This is a genomic window from Pseudomonas sp. NPDC086251 (genome assembly GCF_044746405.1).
GTDB lineage: Bacteria > Pseudomonadota > Gammaproteobacteria > Pseudomonadales > Pseudomonadaceae > Aquipseudomonas.
Genome location: NZ_JBIVBY010000061.1, coordinates 1 through 18,333 on the forward strand (window position 1 = coordinate 1; position 18,333 = coordinate 18,333).

An 18,333-nucleotide genomic window follows, 5' to 3' on the forward strand; every position below is an offset into this window, starting at 1 on the left:
CCCCCGGAGCAATGCCGGAGTGAGGGCATGCCGAGCCTAAGCGAGGCACCGAATGGCGGGGCAAAAGCCCTTGGTTACTTGGGGCTTTTCCAAGTGACCCGCCGTAAGGGCGGAACCCATAGCCGCCATTACCGCAGCAACGGATATGCCCCCAATCCCAATCCTATCGACCCTCCAAACTCCGAGGCAACCCCAACGCATTTACTTCACGCAACGCCTCAGGCAACAGCGCATCAGGGAACCCCTGATAAGCCACCGGCCGCAAAAAGCGCTCAATCGACGTCATGCCCACCGAAGTAAAGCGGCTGTCCGACGTTGCCGGAAACGGCCCGCCGTGAACGGTGGCAAAAGTCACCTCCTGCGGATGGGCAAATGCGTTGACGACAATGCGTCCGGTGCGCCGCTCTAGAACCGGCAGCAAACGCTGCGCCAGCGCCATATCAGCCTCTTCAAGATGCATCGCCGCAGAGAGCTGGCCGCGCAGCGAGCGCGCCACCGCGAGCATTTCATCCTCGCTTTCGACCTTCACCAGCAGCGCCGCCGGACCGAAGACTTCTTCAGCCAGCGCAGCGTCCCTCAGAAAGTCTCGACCATCGACCTCAAGCAACGCCGATTGACCCTCAAAATCCGCAGCCGCTGCCGAGCCTTCGGCAACACGATATGCACCGGCATTCTCCATACCGGCGAGACCACGGAGGTACGACGCATGAATCCCTGGCGTCAGCATCGTGCGCGCCGATGCCTCGGTCACACGCTTCACCATCGCGGCGCGCAACGCCTCAAAACCATCCCCTTCGATCGCAAACAGAATGGCCGGCTTGAGGCAGGCTTGCCCGACATTGACCAGCATGCGCTCGGCAAAACCATCGCCGATCTGGGCGCCACGCGCGGCCAGCGCCTGGGGCAGGATGAACGTGGGGTTGACGCTGGTCATCTCGGTAAACACCGGAATCGGGTCGGGCCGTTGCTGCGCACGCCGATACAGCGCCATGCCCCCTTGCTCCGAGCCGGTGAACGTCACAGCCTTGACCAAGGGATGATCGACCAGCGCTTCGCCGATCGTGTTGCCGCTACCGCGCACCATCGAGAAAACCCCCTCAGGCAGTTCGTTCTCTTGCACGGCCTTGCGAATGGCTTGCGCCTGAATTTCCGAAGCGCCGGGATGGGCGTTGTGGGCCTTGAGGATGACGGTCGCGCCTGCCGCCAGCGCCGACGCGGTGTCACCTCCCGCCACCGAGTAGGAAATCGGAAAGTTGCTCGCGCCGAAAATAGCCACCGGGCCGATAGCCATCTTCTGCAGCCGATGATCCATACGCGGCCGTGGCTGACGATCAGGCTGTGCCGGGTCGATGGCCAATTGCAGAAAACGCCCTTTGCGCACGACCTCGGCGAATTGGCGGAACTGGGTCGCGGCTCTGGTCACCTCGCCCTCAAGCTGCGCCTCAGGCAGACCCGTTTCCAGCGCAGCCCGTGCGGCCAACTCCTCGCGGACCGCGTCGAGATTGTCGGCAATGCTCTCGAGAAACGTCGCGCGTCGTGCGAGCGAGGTATGGCTGTAATCATCAAACGCCGCGTCGGCGAGTGTCGCGGCCCGGTCGACATCGGCCACGCCGCCCAAGGCGAAATCCGGTTCGATCAGTTGATGGGTGGCGGGATTGAGCGCCTTCAGGGTCCCTTCGGTGCCAGGGACATCGCTTGCGCCGATCAACAGGTTTCCAGTCAATTTCATCGTCCGTTACCCCTGCTGTGCCAGAGTCGCGACGAGTTCGTCGGTCGTGACAATCGCGTGGGCGAAGGTCGGGCCATTCAGCTCATGCGCGGAATGCATCATTTCCGGTTTGAAGGCGGCGGTCGCATCACGCACCAGCGTGACGTGGTAGCCGAGTTCCACGGCGTAACGGGCTGTCGCTTCGATGCAAGTATTGGCCAGCAGGCCCACGATGATCACGTGAGTGATGCTCTTTTGCTTGAGGCGAAAATCCAGGTCGGTGTTGGCAAACCCGCTCGAACCCCAATGTTCCTGAACGACGATGTCGCCATCCTTGGGCGCGAAATCGGGGTGCCAGTCGCCGCCCCATTCACCGCGTGCGAAGTGATGCATGTGCATGACCTTGCACTGAGTGGGGCTTGGATGATCCCAGCCTTCGTAGTCGCCTTTCTCCCAGCGGCGGTGCGGTACGATAACCACCTGCAGGCCGCTGGCACGGACAGCGCGGTCGAGGGTGCGCAAATTGTCGAGCAGGCCGACCTGATTGGCGATGGGCTCGATCAAGGGATAGACCTTGCCGCCCTCCGAGAGAAAATCGTTGTAGGGATCGACCAGCAGATAGGCGGTCCGATCGAGAGGATAGCTGGCGTTTGGCATGGCACTTTCTCCGCAAGTTTTAGGTGATCGGTGCCGTGGACTTGCCTTGGCATCGTGTTGATATGATAATCATAGTATGTGTGAAAGAGGCAACTCCTGATGTCGGAAAACAAAAAAGCTGCTGAAACCCTGTGCCCGATTTCACGGGCCGAGGCCGTAGTGGGCGACCGCTGGACTGTGGTGGTACTGCGCGAGTTGTTCATGGGCAGTCATCGCTTTGATGAGATCCAGGCGCAGACCGGCGGCACCCCGCAAATGGTTGCTGCACGCTTGAAGAGTATGGAAGGCGATGGGCTCGTTGCACGTCGCCCCTACCGCGAGCGGCCGCTGCGGTACGAGTACCACCTGACTGCGAAAGGGCAGGCGTTCTATTCAGTGGTGCTCGCTTTACGCGCCTGGGGCGAAACCTGGTGCAAGTCGGAGGAGGAGGGTTTGGCGGTCGTCTACACCCACAAAACCTGTGGCCACACCGCGGGGCTTGGGCCGCTTTGTGAACATTGCGGCGAGCTGTTGCGCCGTGACGAATTGATCAGTAAGCCCAGCGCAGCCTACGCCGCCGAGCGAGCGGCGCGACGTGAAGCTTTCAAGGGGCATCGCGGGGCGGTCCCGATTGATCAAGACCTCTAGCGTCGAGTTTTGTATCGGTACGTATCCACCGTGCCGGTAGCTACCTTCACATACAAAACCGTGCATTGCGGGACACGTGCGCGATACACCGCGACCTCCTAATGGGGACCACCGCATCCGCGGCACTCACTGGAGAAAATGCGATGTCCCGTATCAATATTCGTAAGACCGCTGGCGTGTTTGGCGTCGCCCTGGCGACTGCCGCGGCACTCACTGCCTTCGCCGGCCTCGCTCAGGCTCAAGAGACCAAAGGCTGGCAGGCAGGGCTGCACCGCACCGATCTGTTGCGCAAGGATCTGGACGTCGCCGGGCGTGAGGTCATTCAGGTTCGCGTTGATTTCGCACCGGGTGTGACATCGCCCAAGCACTCCCATCCCGGGGTAGAAGTCGCTTTCGTGATCGAGGGTACGTTTGAGTACCAACTCGACGGGCAGCCACCGGTCACGCTCAAAACCGGCGATTCGTTGTACATCCCCGCCGGCACCGCGCACGTTGCGAAAAATATAGGCACGGGTAACGGCGCGGAATTGGCCACGTACATTGTGAAGAAAGACACGCCGCTGGTGGTGCTGGAGAAGTAAGCGAGGGCGATAGAGTTTTTCCATCCTGCCGGGTTTCCCCTTGGGTGGAATCGTTCTAAAAAAGCCCCTTCCGCAGTCCGCGCCTTTTGCTATTCTTCAACCTGTAGGTGAAGACGCAGACTGATGCGCAAGAGGATAGCGAGGAAGCGTGGGGCGCGCTCCGAAGGGTACACGGTTAGAAAGATCTCCGCGCTGAGATCCAGCCCTTATGCCGTGTGAAGCAGGACAGCACAAAACTGTTCTGTCAGAAGCCTGATAAACCTTGTAAGCCGGAGACCAGCACCGGCCACCTACTCACTTTCACAACCCCGAGCCCGCCCTGTGCGGGCTTTTTAATGCCCTCAATTTGCGATCTCACCATGCTATCGACTAATATACGATTCATATGCATTTCATATTGGATGAGTCTGTGGGAATCGTAAAAATTTCAGAAGACATGCACGAGAATCTGCGTGTCGCCAGCAATGCGCTGAGCCGCTCGATCAATGCCCAGGCCGAGCACTGGATGCGCATCGGCATGTTGACGGAGTTGCACCCCAACCTCGACCACAGCGACATCTGCCGCTTGCTGATTCGTGCCGAACTGGCGGGTGGTCTTGATGTTAAACAGGTGTGCGCACTCGCCGAGGTTGCGCATCACACGGACGTTGATGCGGTCTCGGGAGCCAAGCCATGAAGACTAACGTCAAAATCAACACCCCGGAACACATCGCCCAGTCGCGCGTGGCGGGCACGTTGGCCGCCGAGGTGCTGGCGATGATCACGCCCCACGTCAAGGCCGGGGTCACCACCGACGAACTGGACCGGATCTGCCACGACTATATCGTCAACGTGCAGAAAGCCATTCCGGGCAATGTCGGTTATCACGGCTTCCCGAAAACCGTGTGTGCGTCCGTCAACCAGGTGGTCTGCCATGGCATTCCGTCGGCCAGGCCGCTCGAGAACGGCGACATCGTCAACATCGACATTGCCGTGGTCAAGGACGGTTGGTACGGCGACACCAGCCGCATGTACTTCGTCGGCGAACCGTCGCCGGATGCCAGGCATCTGGTCAAGACCACCTATGACGCCATGTGTGCCGGCATCCGGGTGGTCCGCCCCGGCGCTACGTTGGGCGACATTGGTCATGCGATTCAGAGTGCCGCCGAAAAGGAGGGTTTCAGCGTCGTGCGCGAGTACTGCGGCCACGGTATCGGCAAGGTGTATCACGACGAACCGCAGGTCCTGCATTACGGCTATCCGGGCCAGGGCCTTCAGCTGAAAACCGGCATGATCTTCACCATCGAGCCAATGCTCAACGCCGGCAAACGCCACGTGAAAACCCTCAGTGACGGCTGGACGGTCGTCACCAAGGATCATTCACTCTCGGCCCAGTGGGAGCACATGGTGGCGGTCACTGACGACGGCTTCCAGGTGTTGACGCCCTGGCCGGACAGTGTCGATGAGTATCCCGCCATCGTTTAGGTGCAGTGCCAGACACCGTCACGCGCGTTTGGGTAGTTTCCAGTCGGGCCGGATGAAGTGGCAGGTGTAACCGTTGGGGTAGTGTTCGAGGTAATCCTGGTGCTCAGGCTCTGCCTCCCAGAACGGGCCGGCGGCGCTGATCTCAGTCACGACCTTGTCGGGCCACAGGCCGGAGGCATCTGCGTCGGCCACGGTGTCCTCGGCTACGCGCTTCTGCTCATCGTCGAGATAGAAGAGCGCCGAGCGGTAGCTCAAACCAATGTCGTTGCCCTGGCGATTTTTCGTCGTCGGGTCGTGGATCTGGAAGAAAAACTCGAGGATCCGGCGATAGCTGGTTTGCTCCGGATCGAACACGATCTCGATCGCTTCCGCATGCGTGCCGTGGTTGCGGTACGTTGCGTTCGGCACATCGCCGCCGGTGTAGCCCACCCGCGTGGACAGCACGCCGGGCTGGCGCCTGATCAGATCCTGCATACCCCAAAAGCAGCCGCCGGCCAGAATGGCCGTTTCAGTTCGTGTCGTCATAATACGGTCCTTCCTATCAGTGAACGTGCCCATTGAGTGAGCCAGGTATCGATCTTGCTCATGATGATCTCATGAACGTTTGGATGCGCCCTGTTTCGGATGACTGCCGGCAAGACAGGCTGCGCCGGCGGGCAGCTCCGGTCAAACCAGATTGATCGTGATGTCGATGTTGCCACTCAGCGCCTTGGAGTACGGGCAACGCAGGTGTGCGTCGTCGACCACGGTTCGTGCAACGGCAGGGTCCAGGCCCGGAAGGCTGACATTGAGGCGCGCCTGGAGGAAGAAGGCGTCTTCGGTCTTGCCCAGGTCCACTTCGGCATCGACCGCGAGGTTGCTCGGCAGGGTCACTTTCATCGCGGCAGCCGCCTTGCCCATGGCGCCGATGAAGCAGGCCGACCAGCCGGCCGCCAACAGCTGTTCGGGGTTGGTGCCACTGCCCGACGAGCCGGGAGGGGAAAGCTTGATCTCCAGACGACCATCGGAGCTACGCGACGCGCCGTCACGGCCGCCGGTGGTGTGGGTTTTTCCGGTGTACAACACGGTATCGATTTTATTGATCATGACGGGCTCCTGCTAAAAGGTTTAAGAACGATGCCAATCCTGTAGGAGCGAGCTCGCTCGCGATGAAGCTGAGAGCGACGCGTTAATCCAGCCAACACGCGTTATTGTTAACGTCCATCGCGAGCGAGCTCGCTCCTACAAGGCAGCGACGTGCCTACTTTTTCACCTTCATGTAGTGCCTGTGTGTCCTGATCCGGCGGTTGTGTAACGCTGTGTACGATCACCCGCAAAAATACACAGCGATACAATTCGCCGCGCGAACACCACCCTCCGGTTCTGATCTACAATGCCCCACCTTTGTCGGAGTGCTGTCTCTTGTGGACGTTCTCGCGCTTTTCCATGACTGCCTGATCAAGTGGGTTATCCAGCCGGTCACGGACCAGTTTCTGGGTATCTTCGACCTGAACGGTCGCTTCAGCGTGGTTTTTCTCTTTACGTCCTACTGCGTCGCCTACGGCCTGTTCCGATACCGGCAGGCTCGCGGGCTGACCGACGCTCAGTCTTTCTGGCAGTTCATTGGTGGCAGCCGGGTCTATTTCCATCGTTCGGCGTTGCTGGATTACCGCTACTACTTCGTTCGGGGCATCCTCAAAGTTGCGCTGGTGCTGCCCATCGTCGGCCTGGTTGATCCACATGTCCTGCGCTCCGGGGACTACATCAGCTTTTTCACCCACCTTTGGGGCGCCCGCACGCAAGTGGCGCAGAACCTGCCGCTCTGCTTGCTCTATGGCCTGGGTGTGTTTGTTGTCAAGGACTTCATCCATTACTGGGCCCACCGCGCCTTTCATTCCCGGTATCTCTGGGCGTTCCACAAAGTCCATCATTCGGCACCCGTGCTGGTGCCAGCGACGGCAAGCCGGGTTCACTTTGTGGAAAAGATCGTCGAAAAACTGACTGACACCGTATGCGTCGGCGCCTATGCCGGGGTCTTCTGGTATGCCTGTGGCGGGAAGATCAGCCCGTACACCCTGTTCGGCGTGACCTATGTGGTGTTGATCCTCAACGCATTGGCGGCCAACCTGCGTCATAGCCATGTCTGGCTTTCATTCGGCCCTGTGGTCGAGCATGTGCTGAACAGCCCCGCCCAGCACCAGATTCACCACAGTGACGCGCCGCGACACTTCAACAGGAACTTCGGGATCAACCTGTCTCTCTGGGACTGGATGTTCGGTACGCTGTACCTCACCCATTCGAAGCCCGAACTCATCCGGTTCGGCATTGGCAGGGAGGATCACGAGCGTTACCTGACGGTCTACAGCCTGATCGTCAGGCCCTTTGTGGAGATTGCCGGGAAAATCCCCGTCAGGCGTGCCATGGATTTGCTGTCGCGTCTCTCCGAACGCAACACAGGCACCGACATCGATTGAAGCGAGGTGCGTGCTGCTGCGCCTTGCCTGAAACGATGCCCCGTGATCAGGCTTTACTGGCCGCCAGGTACGCACCAAGACGTTGTCCCATTTGCTCGCCCAAGGCTTGTAAACCACTCAAGGGACGGACCATCACTTCAAACTCGACGATTTTTCCGTGTTCGTTGAAGCGGATCATGTCGATGCCCTTTAATGCTTTTCCGCTGACATTGGCGCTGAATTCCAGGACGACGCTCAGCCCGTCTGCTGAAGCCAATTCCCGGTGGTAAACAAAATCTTCAAACACCTCGATGACCGTGTTGAGAATCTTCGACACCACGGCTGCACCGGGGTAAGGCGTGTGAGCCATCGGTGAGCGGAAGACGGCCTGTGGGTCCAGCAACTCGGGCAAGGCCTGCAAGTCGCCTTTACTGATCATCGCGTGCCACTGGCTCAAGGACGCTGCGGCGTTGGGGTGCAGTTTCAGTTCGGACATGATCAACTCCTGTATTTTTTGTTTTTCTGCGAGGCGGTGTGTCGAGAGCGCCGATAAAGGGCTCCGCCGCATCATCGGCCCACAGACACAACAGAATCAACAGGGTCGAACGTGATCCGCGCGATAAAAATGACGCAAAAAAGCCCGGTAGGGATTTTCCGTGCCGGGCTTTTTCGATCAGAGGCCCCGACTGCTCCTGATCAATTCATAGGCCCGACGCACCAGCGGGTTCACGGTGTTGGGGCGAATCCACAAGTGGTAGGTCACGTCCGGCAACCGTGGCAAGCCATCGTTCTCGCCCAGCACGCGCATGTCCGGGCCGAGCATTTCCATGCTTCGTGGCGTGACGCCCAGGCCGGCGCGAGTCGCCGCTTTGATGCCGATCAGATTCGACGCCAGATACGCCTGGCGCCAAGGAATGTTGGCGCGTTCCAGAGCCTCCAGCGCGTAGCGGCGATAGATGCTGGGTTCGTCCACCAGGATCAGCGGCAACGGCTCGCCGGGGGTATGAATGTACTGCGCCGAACAGATCCACCACACCGGCGAGGTGCGCAAGGCAAAGCCTTCGAGGCTGGGGTCTGCACGCGTGGAGATCACCATGTCGACCTTGCCACGGTGCAGGTCGTCCATCAGGAACGGGCTGCGGCCGACGTCGATCTCCAGGCGCAAACGCGGTGCCGAGCGGGCAATGTGGCTGAGGATCGGCGGCAGGATGGTGTCGGCGATGTCATGGGGCGAACCGATGCGCAACACGCCGCTCAAGCTGCTTTCACGCAGGGAGTTCAGGGCGTCGTCGTTGAGCGAGAGCATCTGCCGTGCGTGCCGCAGTAACTGCAACCCGGCTTCGGTGAGTTGCTTTTGCCGCCCGCGCTTCTCGAACAGGTTCACCCCGACGAGTTGTTCCAGGCGTTGCATGTGCTGGGTGACCGACGACTGCGTACGGGCCAGTTGCGCGCCGGCCTCGGCAAAACTGTGGTGATCCACCACGGCGATGAAGGTGCGCAGTAATTCGAGATCGAGGGTGGATGAGGTCGACATGGCCATTCCCGGCGTTGTTTTTATATCAGGGCTGCAAACATAAATATTACAGATCTTTATGTGTTCTAGGTGCTCATTTAGTGATTATGAAAAGATCGCCAGTAAAAATGGGCTTTGCGAAGACTTGCTGTCAATTTTGATACTGTAAGTTATAACGATATTAGATATTTGAATTTCCGTTACTTCAGGACTGTACCTAGGATGCCCACACATCAGGTCGGGGTACGCCGATCATTCTTGAAGGGGGAAATCCATGTTGCTCGAGCGCTCGCCGGTTAAACGATTGTTGCCTGTCATGTTGGGGGCCTTGATCTCGATGGTTGCAATGACCAGCGCTCAAGCGGATGCCACCCTGGACAAAATCCAGCAACGCCATGTGCTGGTCGTCGGCGTGTTGTTGTCCGGCGGCCCCTTTGGCGGCATTGATCCCACCACACAGAAACCCCGTGGTTTGAATGTCGATCTCGCTGAGGAATTGGGTCGGCAACTGGGCGCCGAGGTGCAACTGGTGCCGGTGTTGCCCGCCAACCGCGTGCAGTTTCTGCAGCAGGGCAAGGTAGATTTACTGATCGCCAACATGGAATGGACCGCCGACCGCGGCGAGATCCTCGGTTTTGTGCCGACGCCGTTCTACCGTGTCGGTGGCACCGCAGCGGTGCTCAAGGACAGCAAGATCAGCCGCTGGGAAGACCTGAAAGGCCAATCGGTCTGCACCTCCCAGGGCAGCAGCTACGTCAAGCCACTCACCGAGTTGGGCGCCGAGATCAAGGCGTTCAAGAGTTCGTCGGAATCCTTGCTGGCGCTGCGTGGCAACAACTGCGTCGCCGCGGTGCATGACGCTACGCTGATCAATCCGCTGATCGCCGACACCGCTGAATGGCAGGGCTATCGCGCGCTCAGCCCGGAACTCAATCCGGCCCCGTCAGTGATCTGGACCCGCCGTGGTGAAAGCGATACTCAAGCGCGGCTCGACCCGATCATCAAGGAACTGCATCGCAGCGGCTGGCTGATCGAGGCGCAGACCCGCAATCGCATCACTCCCGCATCACCGGCCTTGGTGGAGCTGCAAAAACAGTTCCGGGCCAACGGTGCCTGAGGGCGACGCATGAGTGATTGGCTGGAGAATTTCGTCCACTGGACCGCCAGGGTTGGCCTGAACTACAGCTTTCTGTTGGACGCCTATCAGCGCGGGACCTTGGAGCAGGGCGCGCTGACCACGGTGTTGCTGTGCCTGTTGACCATCGTCGGCAGCCTGCTGGCGGGTGTCGGGCTGGCGGCGATGCTGACGTCGGGTCAACCCTGGCTGGCCAAACCCGCGCGGGTGTTCGTCGAAGTCACGCGCAACACGCCGACGCTGGTGCAACTGTATTGCGCGTTCCTGGTGTTGAACATGCTGCTGACCCAAGCCGTCGGCACGGCCAATCCGCTGACCCCGTTCGCCTGGGTGGTGATTGTGATCTCGCTGCACAAGGGCGCGTTCCATGCCGAAGCCTTGCGCGCCGGCATCGAGGCGGTGCCGGCGGTGACCCTTGAGGCCGCCAGTTCGCTGGCCTTCAGCAGTCGCCAGTTGTTGTGGAATGTGCAACTGCCGCTGGCCCTGCGTTTTGCCTTGCCATCGCTGATCAACAACCTGATCGACCTGGTGAAAATGACCGCCGTGGCCTCGGCCATTGCCGTGGGAGATATCACCTACGCCGCGATCATGATCTGGACCCAGAGCGATAACGTACTGGAGCTGATGATCCTGATCCTGAGCTTTTTCGGCCTGCTGAGTTTTATCGTCAATTGTGTGGGGCGCTTGCTGGAAGCACGCCTGAGGATGCCTGGTTATGGCCATTGAATCGTCCGTCAGCACACCGCTGGCCGGGCCGCGCCGGCCTGTCGGCAAGTTACTGATGTTGGTGTGCGTCGTGCTTGGATTGCTGTACTTCGCCCCTCATAGCCCGGTTTTGAAGGCCTTGTTGCAATGGTCGCCAGCGTTGGCCGCAGGCTTTGGCCAGAATATCCTGATCAGCCTGTTAGCGATCGGCTTGGGTTCGTTGTTGGGCTTGTTGGTGGGGGCGTTGGTCGTGTCGCCCCTGCGGCTGTTGCGTTGGCCCGCGCAGATTTGGGTACAGGTTTTCCGCAATGCGCCGTGGCTGGTGCTGATCTATTTCACCACCTACGTGTTCCCGTTCGAGGTCCACATCGGCAGCGCTTACGTTTCGTTCCCGGACTGGGTCAAGGTCACCATCGGCCTGGCCCTGCCGGCCAGTGCCAACGTCGCGGAAATCTTCCGTGGCGCCATCGCTTCCATTCCCGGTACCCAGTGGGAAGCCGCACGCTCCCTGGCCTTCACGCGCGGGCAGATCTTCCGTTCGATCATCCTGCCGCAGTGCTTCAAGCGCATGTTGCCGCCGTGGATGAATCTGTATGCGGTGATCACCATGGGCACTGCGCTGGCGTCCCTGGTGGGTGTGCATGACGTGATCGACACCGCGCAAATCGCCAGCAACACCGTGAACATGACCGGCTTCACCGTGGTGATTTACCTGAGTTTGCTGGTGCTGTTTTTTGCTTACTGCTATCCGATTTCCCGACTCACTCAACGCCTGGAGCGACGTTATGCCTTCTACTGAAACCGTCGCCGAGCCCTTGGTCAGCCTGCGCGATCTGCACTTGTCCTTCGGCAGCAATCCGGTACTCAAGGGCATTGACCTCGACGTGTATCGTGGCCAGGCCGTGTCGATCATCGGCCCGTCCGGCTCGGGCAAGTCGACCCTCCTGCGTTGCATCACCGGCCTGTTGCAGCCTCAGCGCGGGAGCATTCGCGTCGGCTCGACCGAGGTTCACTCACTGGCCAAGGAAGCGCAGCGCATCGAGTTGCGCAAGCGTGTGGGGTTCGTGTTCCAGCAGTACAACCTGTTCCCGCATTTGTCGGTGCTGGAAAACCTGGTGATTGCGCCGCGCAAGGTGTTGGGTCGCAACCGCGTCGATGCCGAAAAAGACGCACGGGCGCTGCTGGCCAAGGTGCGAATGGAGCACAAGGCCGATGCCTATCCGGGGCAGCTGTCCGGTGGCCAGCAACAGCGGGTGGCGATTGCCCGGGCGCTGGCCATGCGTCCGGAACTGATTCTGTTCGATGAAGTGACCTCGGCCCTCGATCCGGAAACCGTCGGCGAAGTGCTGACGGTGATTCGCGAGCTGACTGAAGAGGGCATGACGTGCGTGTTGGTGACCCACGAGATGCGTTTCGCCGAAGAGATCAGCGACATCGTCTACTTCACCGAGAACGGCGTGATCGTCGAGCACGGCAGCGCCGAACACATTTTCCAACGCCCGACCAGCGAGCGCACTCAGGCATTCCTGCGTCATGCCTTGGGTGATCCGGGGCGCCGTCCTGCCGTTGCAAACGATCCTTATCTGCTGACCAACCTGGGTCGCTACAGCCTGTCCGTCTAATACTGAGGAGCCTGTTCATGAGTACCGTTAACCGTGCCGCTGTCATTGAGGATTTCCTGAAGAAAATCCGCGTCATCAATCAACGGGGCGTCGACCGCGCCGCGCTGGTGCAAATCGTTGCCCTGCTGGAAAACCTGGCCGAGCGCCGTGATCTGTTCAACTTCGACGAGTTCCCGGCACCGGTGCCGGGGCAGGGCAGCACGGCGTTTCGCTATCGGCTCAATGACGACGGCGATACGCCGACGCTGTACCTGAATTCGCTGTTGCCGGGCAAAAGTACCATCGCGCACAACCACGAAACCTGGGCCATCATCAGCGCGGTCGAAGGCCAGGAAATCAACTACGTCTATGCCCGTGATGATGAAGGTCGCGAGCCGGGCTTCACCACCTTGCACCTGGAAAAGGAAGTGATCGTGCAGCCCGGCACGTCGATCTCGTTTCTGGGTGAAGACCTGCACGGCATTCGTGTCGAAGGCGAGCAGGCGACCTTGCATTTTCATCTCTACGGTTTGCCGCTGGAATCCCTCAACGGCCGATACGGCGTCGAGGCCGACGGGCGCATTCTCAACTACAACGCCTCGCAAATGGCGCCGTCGATCAAGGCCTACGCATGATCGATTCCATGAGCCAGACCGTAACCCCAAGGCAACTGCAACAGTGGCTGTTCGACGCGCATGAAATTGCCCTGTTTGATGTGCGCGAACACGGCCAATATGGCGAGGCGCACCTGTTTTTCGGGGTGAATCTGCCTTATAGCCGACTGGAGTTGGAGGTCCGACGCCTGGCGCCGAATCCTCAGGTGCGGCTGGTGATTTATGACCAGAATGGCGGGGTAGTCGCGGCGCGCTCCGCACAGCGTTTACACGCATTGGGCTATGACAACGTGCATGTGCTGGTCGGTGGTGCCGATGGCTGGAAGGCGGCTGGTTTTCAGCTGTTCGCCGGTGTGCATGTGCCTTCCAAGGCCTTTGGCGAATTGGTCGAGGAGGCCAGTCACACGCCTCACGTCACCGCGCAGCAACTGGCCGAATGGCAGGCCCGGGGTGAGCCATTGGTGGTGCTGGACGGTCGGCCGTTCGATGAATACCGCAAGATGACCATTCCCGGTTCTGTGTGCTGCCCTAACGGCGAGTTGGGCTATCGCGTGCACGATCTGGTGCCGGACGAGCGCACGCCGATCGTGGTCAATTGCGCCGGCCGCACCCGCAGCATCATCGGCGCGCAGACGTTGATCAATCTTGGTCTTAAGAACCCGGTGTACGCCTTGGAAAACGGCACTCAGGGCTGGTACCTGGAAGACTTCCAGTTAGAGCATGGCAGCACCCGACGCTATGCCGACGAGGTGTCATCGAAGACCTTGCCCGCTCAGCGTCTCGCCGCCGCGCATCTGGCGGAGCGGGCTGGGGTGGAAACCGTTCAAGCCACTCAGGTTGAACAGTGGAGCAGGGAAGCGGGGCGCAGCCTGTTCCTCTGCGATGTGCGCACCGCCGAGGAATTTGCCGAGGGCAGTCTGCCGGGCGCTCAACACACGCCGGGCGGGCAGTTGATTCAATCCACCGATCTGTATGTCGGCGTGCGTCGGGCGCGGTTGGTGCTGATCGACAGTGATGGCGTGCGGGCGCCGATCATTGCCAGTTGGCTGCGGCAATTGGGTCATGAGGCTTATGCGCTGGCGGGTGGGGTGAGCAGCGGGTTGGCGTTACCCGCGCTTGAGGTTGCCGCTGACGAGGCGTTGCCGTTGATCACCGCACAGGCGCTGGCCGATGCGTTGAAAGATGATGCGGTTGTGCTGGTTGATCTGCGTCCGAGCATGGTCTATCGCAAAGGTCATATCGCCGGTTCGCGTTGGTCGATCCGTTCGAGATTGGCGGCCGAGGTTGCCGGTGAACAGCGGCCTTTGGTGTTGCTGGCCGATGACCCGCAGCTGGCCGCTGTTGCCGCGCTGGAATTGTCCGACGCTCAACGTGCGCAAACCAGGCTGCTGGACGGTGGTCTCGGCGCCTGGCGCGCGGCGGGTTTTGCCGTGCAAGAGAACGCCCTTACGCCGCCGGATCCACAGTGCATTGATTTTCTGTTCTTCACCCATGATCGTCATTCCGGTAACAAAGATGCGGCGCGTCAGTACCTGGCCTGGGAAATCGGCTTGCTGGCGCAAATGAGCGAGGACGAAATGGCCAGTCTCAAACCACTGCAACCACAAGCAACGAATGATGCGCGGGTTCGTACTCGCCTGATCCATTCGGCGCGTACCGAAAGGGGCGGTGGCGGTCGGTCCGTCAACGTGCCGGTCACCCGCTTGAGCACTGTACTGTTCGACAACCTTGCGCAGATGCGCGACGCCCGTTCCCGTCGCGACAGCGAACGGGTCCTGAGCTATGGCGCCCGAGGCAACCCGACAGCCTTCGCCCTCGAAGACCTGGTCACCGAACTGGAGGGCGGTTTTCGCACTCGCTTGTTCGGCACCGGGTTGGCGGCGGTCGCGCAGACGTTCCTGGCCTACCTGCGCCCCGGCGATCATGTGCTGATCACCGATGCTGTTTATTCGCCGGTGCGACGCCTGGCCAAGGAGTTTCTTGAGCCGTTCGGCATCCAGGTCGGCTACTTCGCGGCGGACGGCCGCGGCCTGCAAGCACAGCTGCAAGCCAATACCAAAATGGTCTACACCGAAGTGCCCGGTTCGTTGCTGTACGAGCTTTGCGACTTGCCGGCCATCGCCGCGCTCTGCAAGCCACGGGGCATCTTGCTGGCGGTGGACAACACCTGGGGGTCGGGCTATCTGTATCGGCCGCTGGCGTTGGGGGCGGACATCTCGATCATGGCGTTGACCAAATACCTGTGCGGTCACAGCGACGTGGTGATGGGCAGCGTCTGCACGCGGGAAGACGTCTGGCCGGCACTGGCCGCCATGAGCGACACCTTCGGCAGCACCGTCAGCCCGGACGATGCCTATCTGGTGCTGCGCGGCGCACGTACCTTGGCGCCACGCCTGGAGGTTCACGAACGCCAGGCGCTGGAAGTCGCGCATTGGTTGCAAGCACAACCGCAGGTGAAGCGGGTTTTCCATCCGGCCTTGCCCGATCATCCCGGTCACGCCCTGTGGCAACGGGATTTCAATGGCAGCAACGGCCTGCTGTCCTTCGAGCTGCACGATGCAAGCGCCACTTATGTCGAGCAATTTATCGATGCGCTGCAGTTGTTTGGTCTGGGGGCTTCCTGGGGCGGCTACGAAAGCCTGATCACGGTGGCTGACACAACGGATCGTCACAGCGACGCCGATCGCGCACTGAATCCGGTACTGCGGTTGCACATCGGGCTCGAGGATGCCGAGGCGTTGATTGAGGATTTGCAGCGGGGATTCGCGGCGGCATCCTAGGCCTGGCTCTTTCGCTTAGCGGTTGGTGTGAATCTTGTTATGCAAAAATTGCATGTCTGGATAATTAAATATTCTTTTATGAGATAAAAACTTTCGTTGATTATGCCCGTAGGCAGATAAATCCAAAGGTCTACAGGAGTTAATGAATGGGCAATGTCCAGAGCGCCAACAGTGCCTTCGAGGTGTTCCGGCACCCGGCGCCCGGCGGCGAACTGCTCGACCTTGGCCGGATCTTTCGGCAGCCCTTGGCGGCGTCGCGACTGCACAGCACGCCCAAACGCGTGCTGAGTCGCCGCGAAGGCGTCCTGCTCGGGGTGTTTGCGCTGGTGCTGCATGGCGCGGTGATCGTCTGGGTCAACCAGAACCCGCCGCTGGCACTGCCGGTGGTGCCACCGGAGATTCCGCCGATGACCATCGAGTTCTCGCAGCCGGCGCCGCCGGTGGTGCAGCCGCCACCGCCCGAGCCGATTCCACAGCCCGTGGTCGAACCGCCACCGCCGGTTGAAGATGAGTTGGCGGTGAAGCCACCGCCACCCAAACCTGTCCCCAAACCCAAGCCCGTGGTCAAGCCAGTGCCCAAACCCGTGGCCAAGCCGATGGAGCAGCCACCCGCGCCACCTGCGCCGCCACAACCGGTCGCGGCGCCAGCGCCTGCGGCACCGCCCGCGCCGAAACCGGTTACGCCGGCGTCGGCTAGCGCCGGGTACCTGAAGAATCCGGCACCGGAATACCCGTCGCTGGCGATGCGCCGTGGCTGGGAAGGCACGGTGTTGCTGCGGGTGCATGTCCTGGCCAGCGGCAAACCCGGTGAGATCCAGATTCAGAAGAGCAGTGGCCGCGACCAGCTCGACGACGCCGCATTGGCGGCGGTCAAGCGCTGGACTTTCGTCCCGGCCAAGCAGGGCGATGTCGCCCAGGACGGCTGGGTCAGCGTGCCGATCGATTTCAAAATCAAGTAACTCAACCTACCGATTTACACCGCGGGCCACCTGACAAAAGGCGCATCGCTACAACCGATTAATGCCTTGTTGGAGAGCCTGACCATGAACCTGATTGCATCCCCTTTCGAATCCATCGAACACACCGTCATCTGGCTGTTGATCCTTTTTTCCGTGGCCACCTGGGGCCTGGCCTTGCTGAAGGGCGTGCAGTTCACCCGCCTGAAGACCCAGGACCGCAAATTTCATAAACACTTCTGGGCTGCCTCCAGCCTCGATTCCGCCGCTGAATTGGCCCATAGCCAGCCGGGCGCCGCCGCGCGTGTCGCCCTGGCCGGTTACGCCGCGATCCAGGTGCCGGAAGACGCTCAGGCTACCGACTTGAGCCAGGCCATCAACCACCAGGACCGCCTCGAGCGCGCCTTGCGCCAGCAGATCGTGCGTGAACGCCGTTCGCTGGAAAGCGGCCTGGCGATCCTCGCCAGTATCGGCAGCACCTCGCCCTTCATCGGCCTGTTCGGCACCGTCTGGGGCATCATGTCGGCCTTGAAAGGGATCAGCGCGGCGGGCTCGGCGAGCCTGGAAACCGTGGCCGGGCCGATCGGTGCCGCCCTCGTCGCGACGGGCGTCGGCATTGCCGTCGCGGTGCCGGCGGTGCTGGTCTACAACTACTTCCTGCGTCGACTGAAACTGACCGCCGCCGACCTCGATGATTTCGCCCACGACTTCTACAGCCTGGCGCAGAAAAACGCGTTCCGCGTACTGCTGCATCCGGTGCTGAGCAAGTCCGCAGCGACGGTCGCCGGGCAGAAAATCAAGGAGGCGTCCTGACATGGCCTTCTCCACACAAGACAGCGATGAAGTGCTCAGCGAGATCAACGTCACGCCTTTGGTGGACGTCATGTTGGTGCTGCTGGTGGTGTTCATCGTCACCGCGCCGCTGCTGACCAACGCGATCCCGATCAACCTGCCGAAGACCGAATCGGTGGCGCCGGTGGAGCAGAAAGATCCGCTGGTGGTGAGCATCGACGACAAGGGCAAGGTGTTCATCAACAAGGATGAAATCCAGGCCGACCTGCTGGAATTCAACCTGCAGGCGGCCAAAGCGAAAAACCCCGACGTCCGTGTGCAACTGCAGGCGGACAATGGAGTGAATTATGGCGAAGTGGCGCGGGCCATGGCCTCGATCGAGCGGGCGGGGATTACCAAGTTGTCGGTGATTACCGCGAAGTGAGGCGGGTTCTTCTATATAGAGGGGCGTGATTTGCTGTTCTATATAGAAGGAAATGGGCAGTTTTTCGGCTATTTGCAGGTTGCTGATAGAAAAGAGTAATTAAGGATTGACGGCAAATCCTGAGTGTCTATAATTCGCCCCACTTCCGGCGCAGTCGAAACGGGAAACTCCTTGGTAAACAAAGAGTTACGCGGTTTTCGGCAGCAGGTTGCTTCAGTTCATCGAAGCCTGGAAGGCGTTGAAAGGGATGTGTGTTGTCGCCTTATCAACGATTCGATCTTCTCGGTCGAAAGCAGCGGAAAAGAGGTGTTGACAGCAGCGAGTAACGCTGTAGAATTCGCCTC

20 protein-coding genes are annotated in these 18,333 nt (G+C 60.3%); 14 read left to right on the forward strand and 6 right to left on the reverse strand.

All coding sequences use genetic code 11. The features are described from left to right. Positions 1 to 163: 163 nt before the first annotated feature. Both ACIPL2_RS34150 and ACIPL2_RS34155 read right to left on the reverse strand, forming a co-directional pair. Entirely contained in the window at positions 164 to 1,729 is a 1,566-nt protein-coding gene (locus tag ACIPL2_RS34150; protein WP_401364978.1) for an aldehyde dehydrogenase (NADP(+)), read from the reverse strand. 6 nt (positions 1,730 to 1,735) lie between these two features. After that, positions 1,736 to 2,365 carry an isochorismatase family cysteine hydrolase gene (locus ACIPL2_RS34155; protein WP_401364980.1) on the reverse strand — a complete coding sequence of 210 codons (630 nt, stop codon included), beginning with the start codon at positions 2,363 to 2,365 and terminating at the stop codon, positions 1,736 to 1,738. A gap of 99 nt (positions 2,366 to 2,464) precedes the next feature. On the opposite strand from ACIPL2_RS34155, the gene ACIPL2_RS34160 reads away from it, so the two are divergent. The 4 genes from ACIPL2_RS34160 (at position 2,465) to map (ending at position 5,037) form a co-directional block, all read left to right on the forward strand. After that, positions 2,465 to 2,992 carry a winged helix-turn-helix transcriptional regulator gene (locus ACIPL2_RS34160; protein ID WP_401364983.1) on the forward strand — a complete coding sequence of 176 codons (528 nt, stop codon included), beginning with the start codon at positions 2,465 to 2,467 and terminating at the stop codon, positions 2,990 to 2,992. Between the two features lie 143 nt (positions 2,993 to 3,135). Further along, on the forward strand, positions 3,136 to 3,573 hold the full coding sequence (locus tag ACIPL2_RS34165; RefSeq protein WP_401364986.1) for a cupin domain-containing protein: 438 nt from the start codon (positions 3,136 to 3,138) through the stop codon (positions 3,571 to 3,573). A gap of 409 nt (positions 3,574 to 3,982) precedes the next feature. Continuing rightward, positions 3,983 to 4,249: a hypothetical protein gene (locus ACIPL2_RS34170; RefSeq protein WP_401364989.1), complete on the forward strand. Its 267-nt coding sequence runs from the start codon at positions 3,983 to 3,985 to the stop codon at positions 4,247 to 4,249. Continuing rightward, positions 4,246 to 5,037: a type I methionyl aminopeptidase gene (map, locus tag ACIPL2_RS34175; RefSeq protein ID WP_401364991.1), complete on the forward strand. Its 792-nt coding sequence runs from the start codon at positions 4,246 to 4,248 to the stop codon at positions 5,035 to 5,037. The genes ACIPL2_RS34170 and map overlap by 4 nt, the downstream gene beginning before the upstream one ends. Before the next feature lie 18 nt (positions 5,038 to 5,055). On the opposite strand, the gene msrA is transcribed toward map, so the two are convergent. Both msrA and ACIPL2_RS34185 read right to left on the reverse strand, forming a co-directional pair. After that, the gene (gene msrA / locus ACIPL2_RS34180; RefSeq protein ID WP_401364994.1) at positions 5,056 to 5,562 is read right to left on the reverse strand and encodes a peptide-methionine (S)-S-oxide reductase MsrA; all 507 of its coding nucleotides are present in this window, start codon (positions 5,560 to 5,562) and stop codon (positions 5,056 to 5,058) included. Between the two features lie 141 nt (positions 5,563 to 5,703). Further along, on the reverse strand, positions 5,704 to 6,123 hold the full coding sequence (locus tag ACIPL2_RS34185) for an organic hydroperoxide resistance protein (protein ID WP_401364997.1): 420 nt from the start codon (positions 6,121 to 6,123) through the stop codon (positions 5,704 to 5,706). A 317-nt stretch (positions 6,124 to 6,440) separates the two neighbouring features. On the opposite strand from ACIPL2_RS34185, the gene ACIPL2_RS34190 reads away from it, so the two are divergent. Next, positions 6,441 to 7,490 (forward strand): sterol desaturase family protein, encoded by a 1,050-nt coding sequence (locus tag ACIPL2_RS34190; protein WP_401365000.1) that lies wholly within the window; start codon positions 6,441 to 6,443, stop codon positions 7,488 to 7,490. Between the two features lie 46 nt (positions 7,491 to 7,536). On the opposite strand, the gene ACIPL2_RS34195 is transcribed toward ACIPL2_RS34190, so the two are convergent. Together ACIPL2_RS34195 and ACIPL2_RS34200 are read right to left on the reverse strand one after the other, a co-directional pair. Then, the gene (locus tag ACIPL2_RS34195; RefSeq protein ID WP_401365002.1) at positions 7,537 to 7,965 is read right to left on the reverse strand and encodes a nuclear transport factor 2 family protein; all 429 of its coding nucleotides are present in this window, start codon (positions 7,963 to 7,965) and stop codon (positions 7,537 to 7,539) included. Between the two features lie 177 nt (positions 7,966 to 8,142). Further along, entirely contained in the window at positions 8,143 to 9,003 is an 861-nt protein-coding gene (locus ACIPL2_RS34200; protein WP_401365005.1) for a LysR substrate-binding domain-containing protein, read from the reverse strand. Between the two features lie 253 nt (positions 9,004 to 9,256). On the opposite strand from ACIPL2_RS34200, the gene ACIPL2_RS34205 reads away from it, so the two are divergent. The 9 genes from ACIPL2_RS34205 to ACIPL2_RS34245 all read left to right on the forward strand — a co-directional run bounded on the left by ACIPL2_RS34205 (position 9,257) and on the right by ACIPL2_RS34245 (position 17,989). Further along, positions 9,257 to 10,099 (forward strand): transporter substrate-binding domain-containing protein, encoded by an 843-nt coding sequence (locus ACIPL2_RS34205; RefSeq protein WP_401365009.1) that lies wholly within the window; start codon positions 9,257 to 9,259, stop codon positions 10,097 to 10,099. Between the two features lie 9 nt (positions 10,100 to 10,108). Further along, on the forward strand, positions 10,109 to 10,843 hold the full coding sequence (locus tag ACIPL2_RS34210; protein WP_401365012.1) for an amino acid ABC transporter permease: 735 nt from the start codon (positions 10,109 to 10,111) through the stop codon (positions 10,841 to 10,843). Next, a complete protein-coding gene (locus ACIPL2_RS34215; protein ID WP_401365015.1) occupies positions 10,833 to 11,621 on the forward strand; it encodes an amino acid ABC transporter permease in 789 nt (262 codons plus the stop codon). The genes ACIPL2_RS34210 and ACIPL2_RS34215 overlap by 11 nt, the downstream gene beginning before the upstream one ends. Beyond that, positions 11,608 to 12,444, forward strand: coding sequence for an amino acid ABC transporter ATP-binding protein (locus ACIPL2_RS34220; protein WP_401365018.1), 837 nt, complete (start codon positions 11,608 to 11,610; stop codon positions 12,442 to 12,444). Before ACIPL2_RS34215 ends, ACIPL2_RS34220 begins: the two co-directional genes overlap by 14 nt. 17 nt (positions 12,445 to 12,461) lie before the next feature. Continuing rightward, positions 12,462 to 13,058, forward strand: a complete 597-nt coding sequence (locus ACIPL2_RS34225; protein ID WP_401365020.1) for a cysteine dioxygenase — start codon at positions 12,462 to 12,464, stop codon at positions 13,056 to 13,058. Positions 13,059 to 13,066: 8 nt separating this feature from the next. Further along, the gene (gene metC, locus ACIPL2_RS34230; protein ID WP_401365023.1) at positions 13,067 to 15,817 is read left to right on the forward strand and encodes a cystathionine beta-lyase; all 2,751 of its coding nucleotides are present in this window, start codon (positions 13,067 to 13,069) and stop codon (positions 15,815 to 15,817) included. Positions 15,818 to 15,963: 146 nt separating this feature from the next. Then, positions 15,964 to 16,776, forward strand: a complete 813-nt coding sequence (locus tag ACIPL2_RS34235) for an energy transducer TonB (RefSeq protein ID WP_401365026.1) — start codon at positions 15,964 to 15,966, stop codon at positions 16,774 to 16,776. An 84-nt stretch (positions 16,777 to 16,860) separates the two neighbouring features. Next, positions 16,861 to 17,586: a MotA/TolQ/ExbB proton channel family protein gene (locus ACIPL2_RS34240; RefSeq protein ID WP_401365029.1), complete on the forward strand. Its 726-nt coding sequence runs from the start codon at positions 16,861 to 16,863 to the stop codon at positions 17,584 to 17,586. Position 17,587: 1 nt separating this feature from the next. Beyond that, positions 17,588 to 17,989, forward strand: a complete 402-nt coding sequence (locus ACIPL2_RS34245; RefSeq protein ID WP_019578566.1) for a biopolymer transporter ExbD — start codon at positions 17,588 to 17,590, stop codon at positions 17,987 to 17,989. Positions 17,990 to 18,333: the final 344 nt, after the last annotated feature.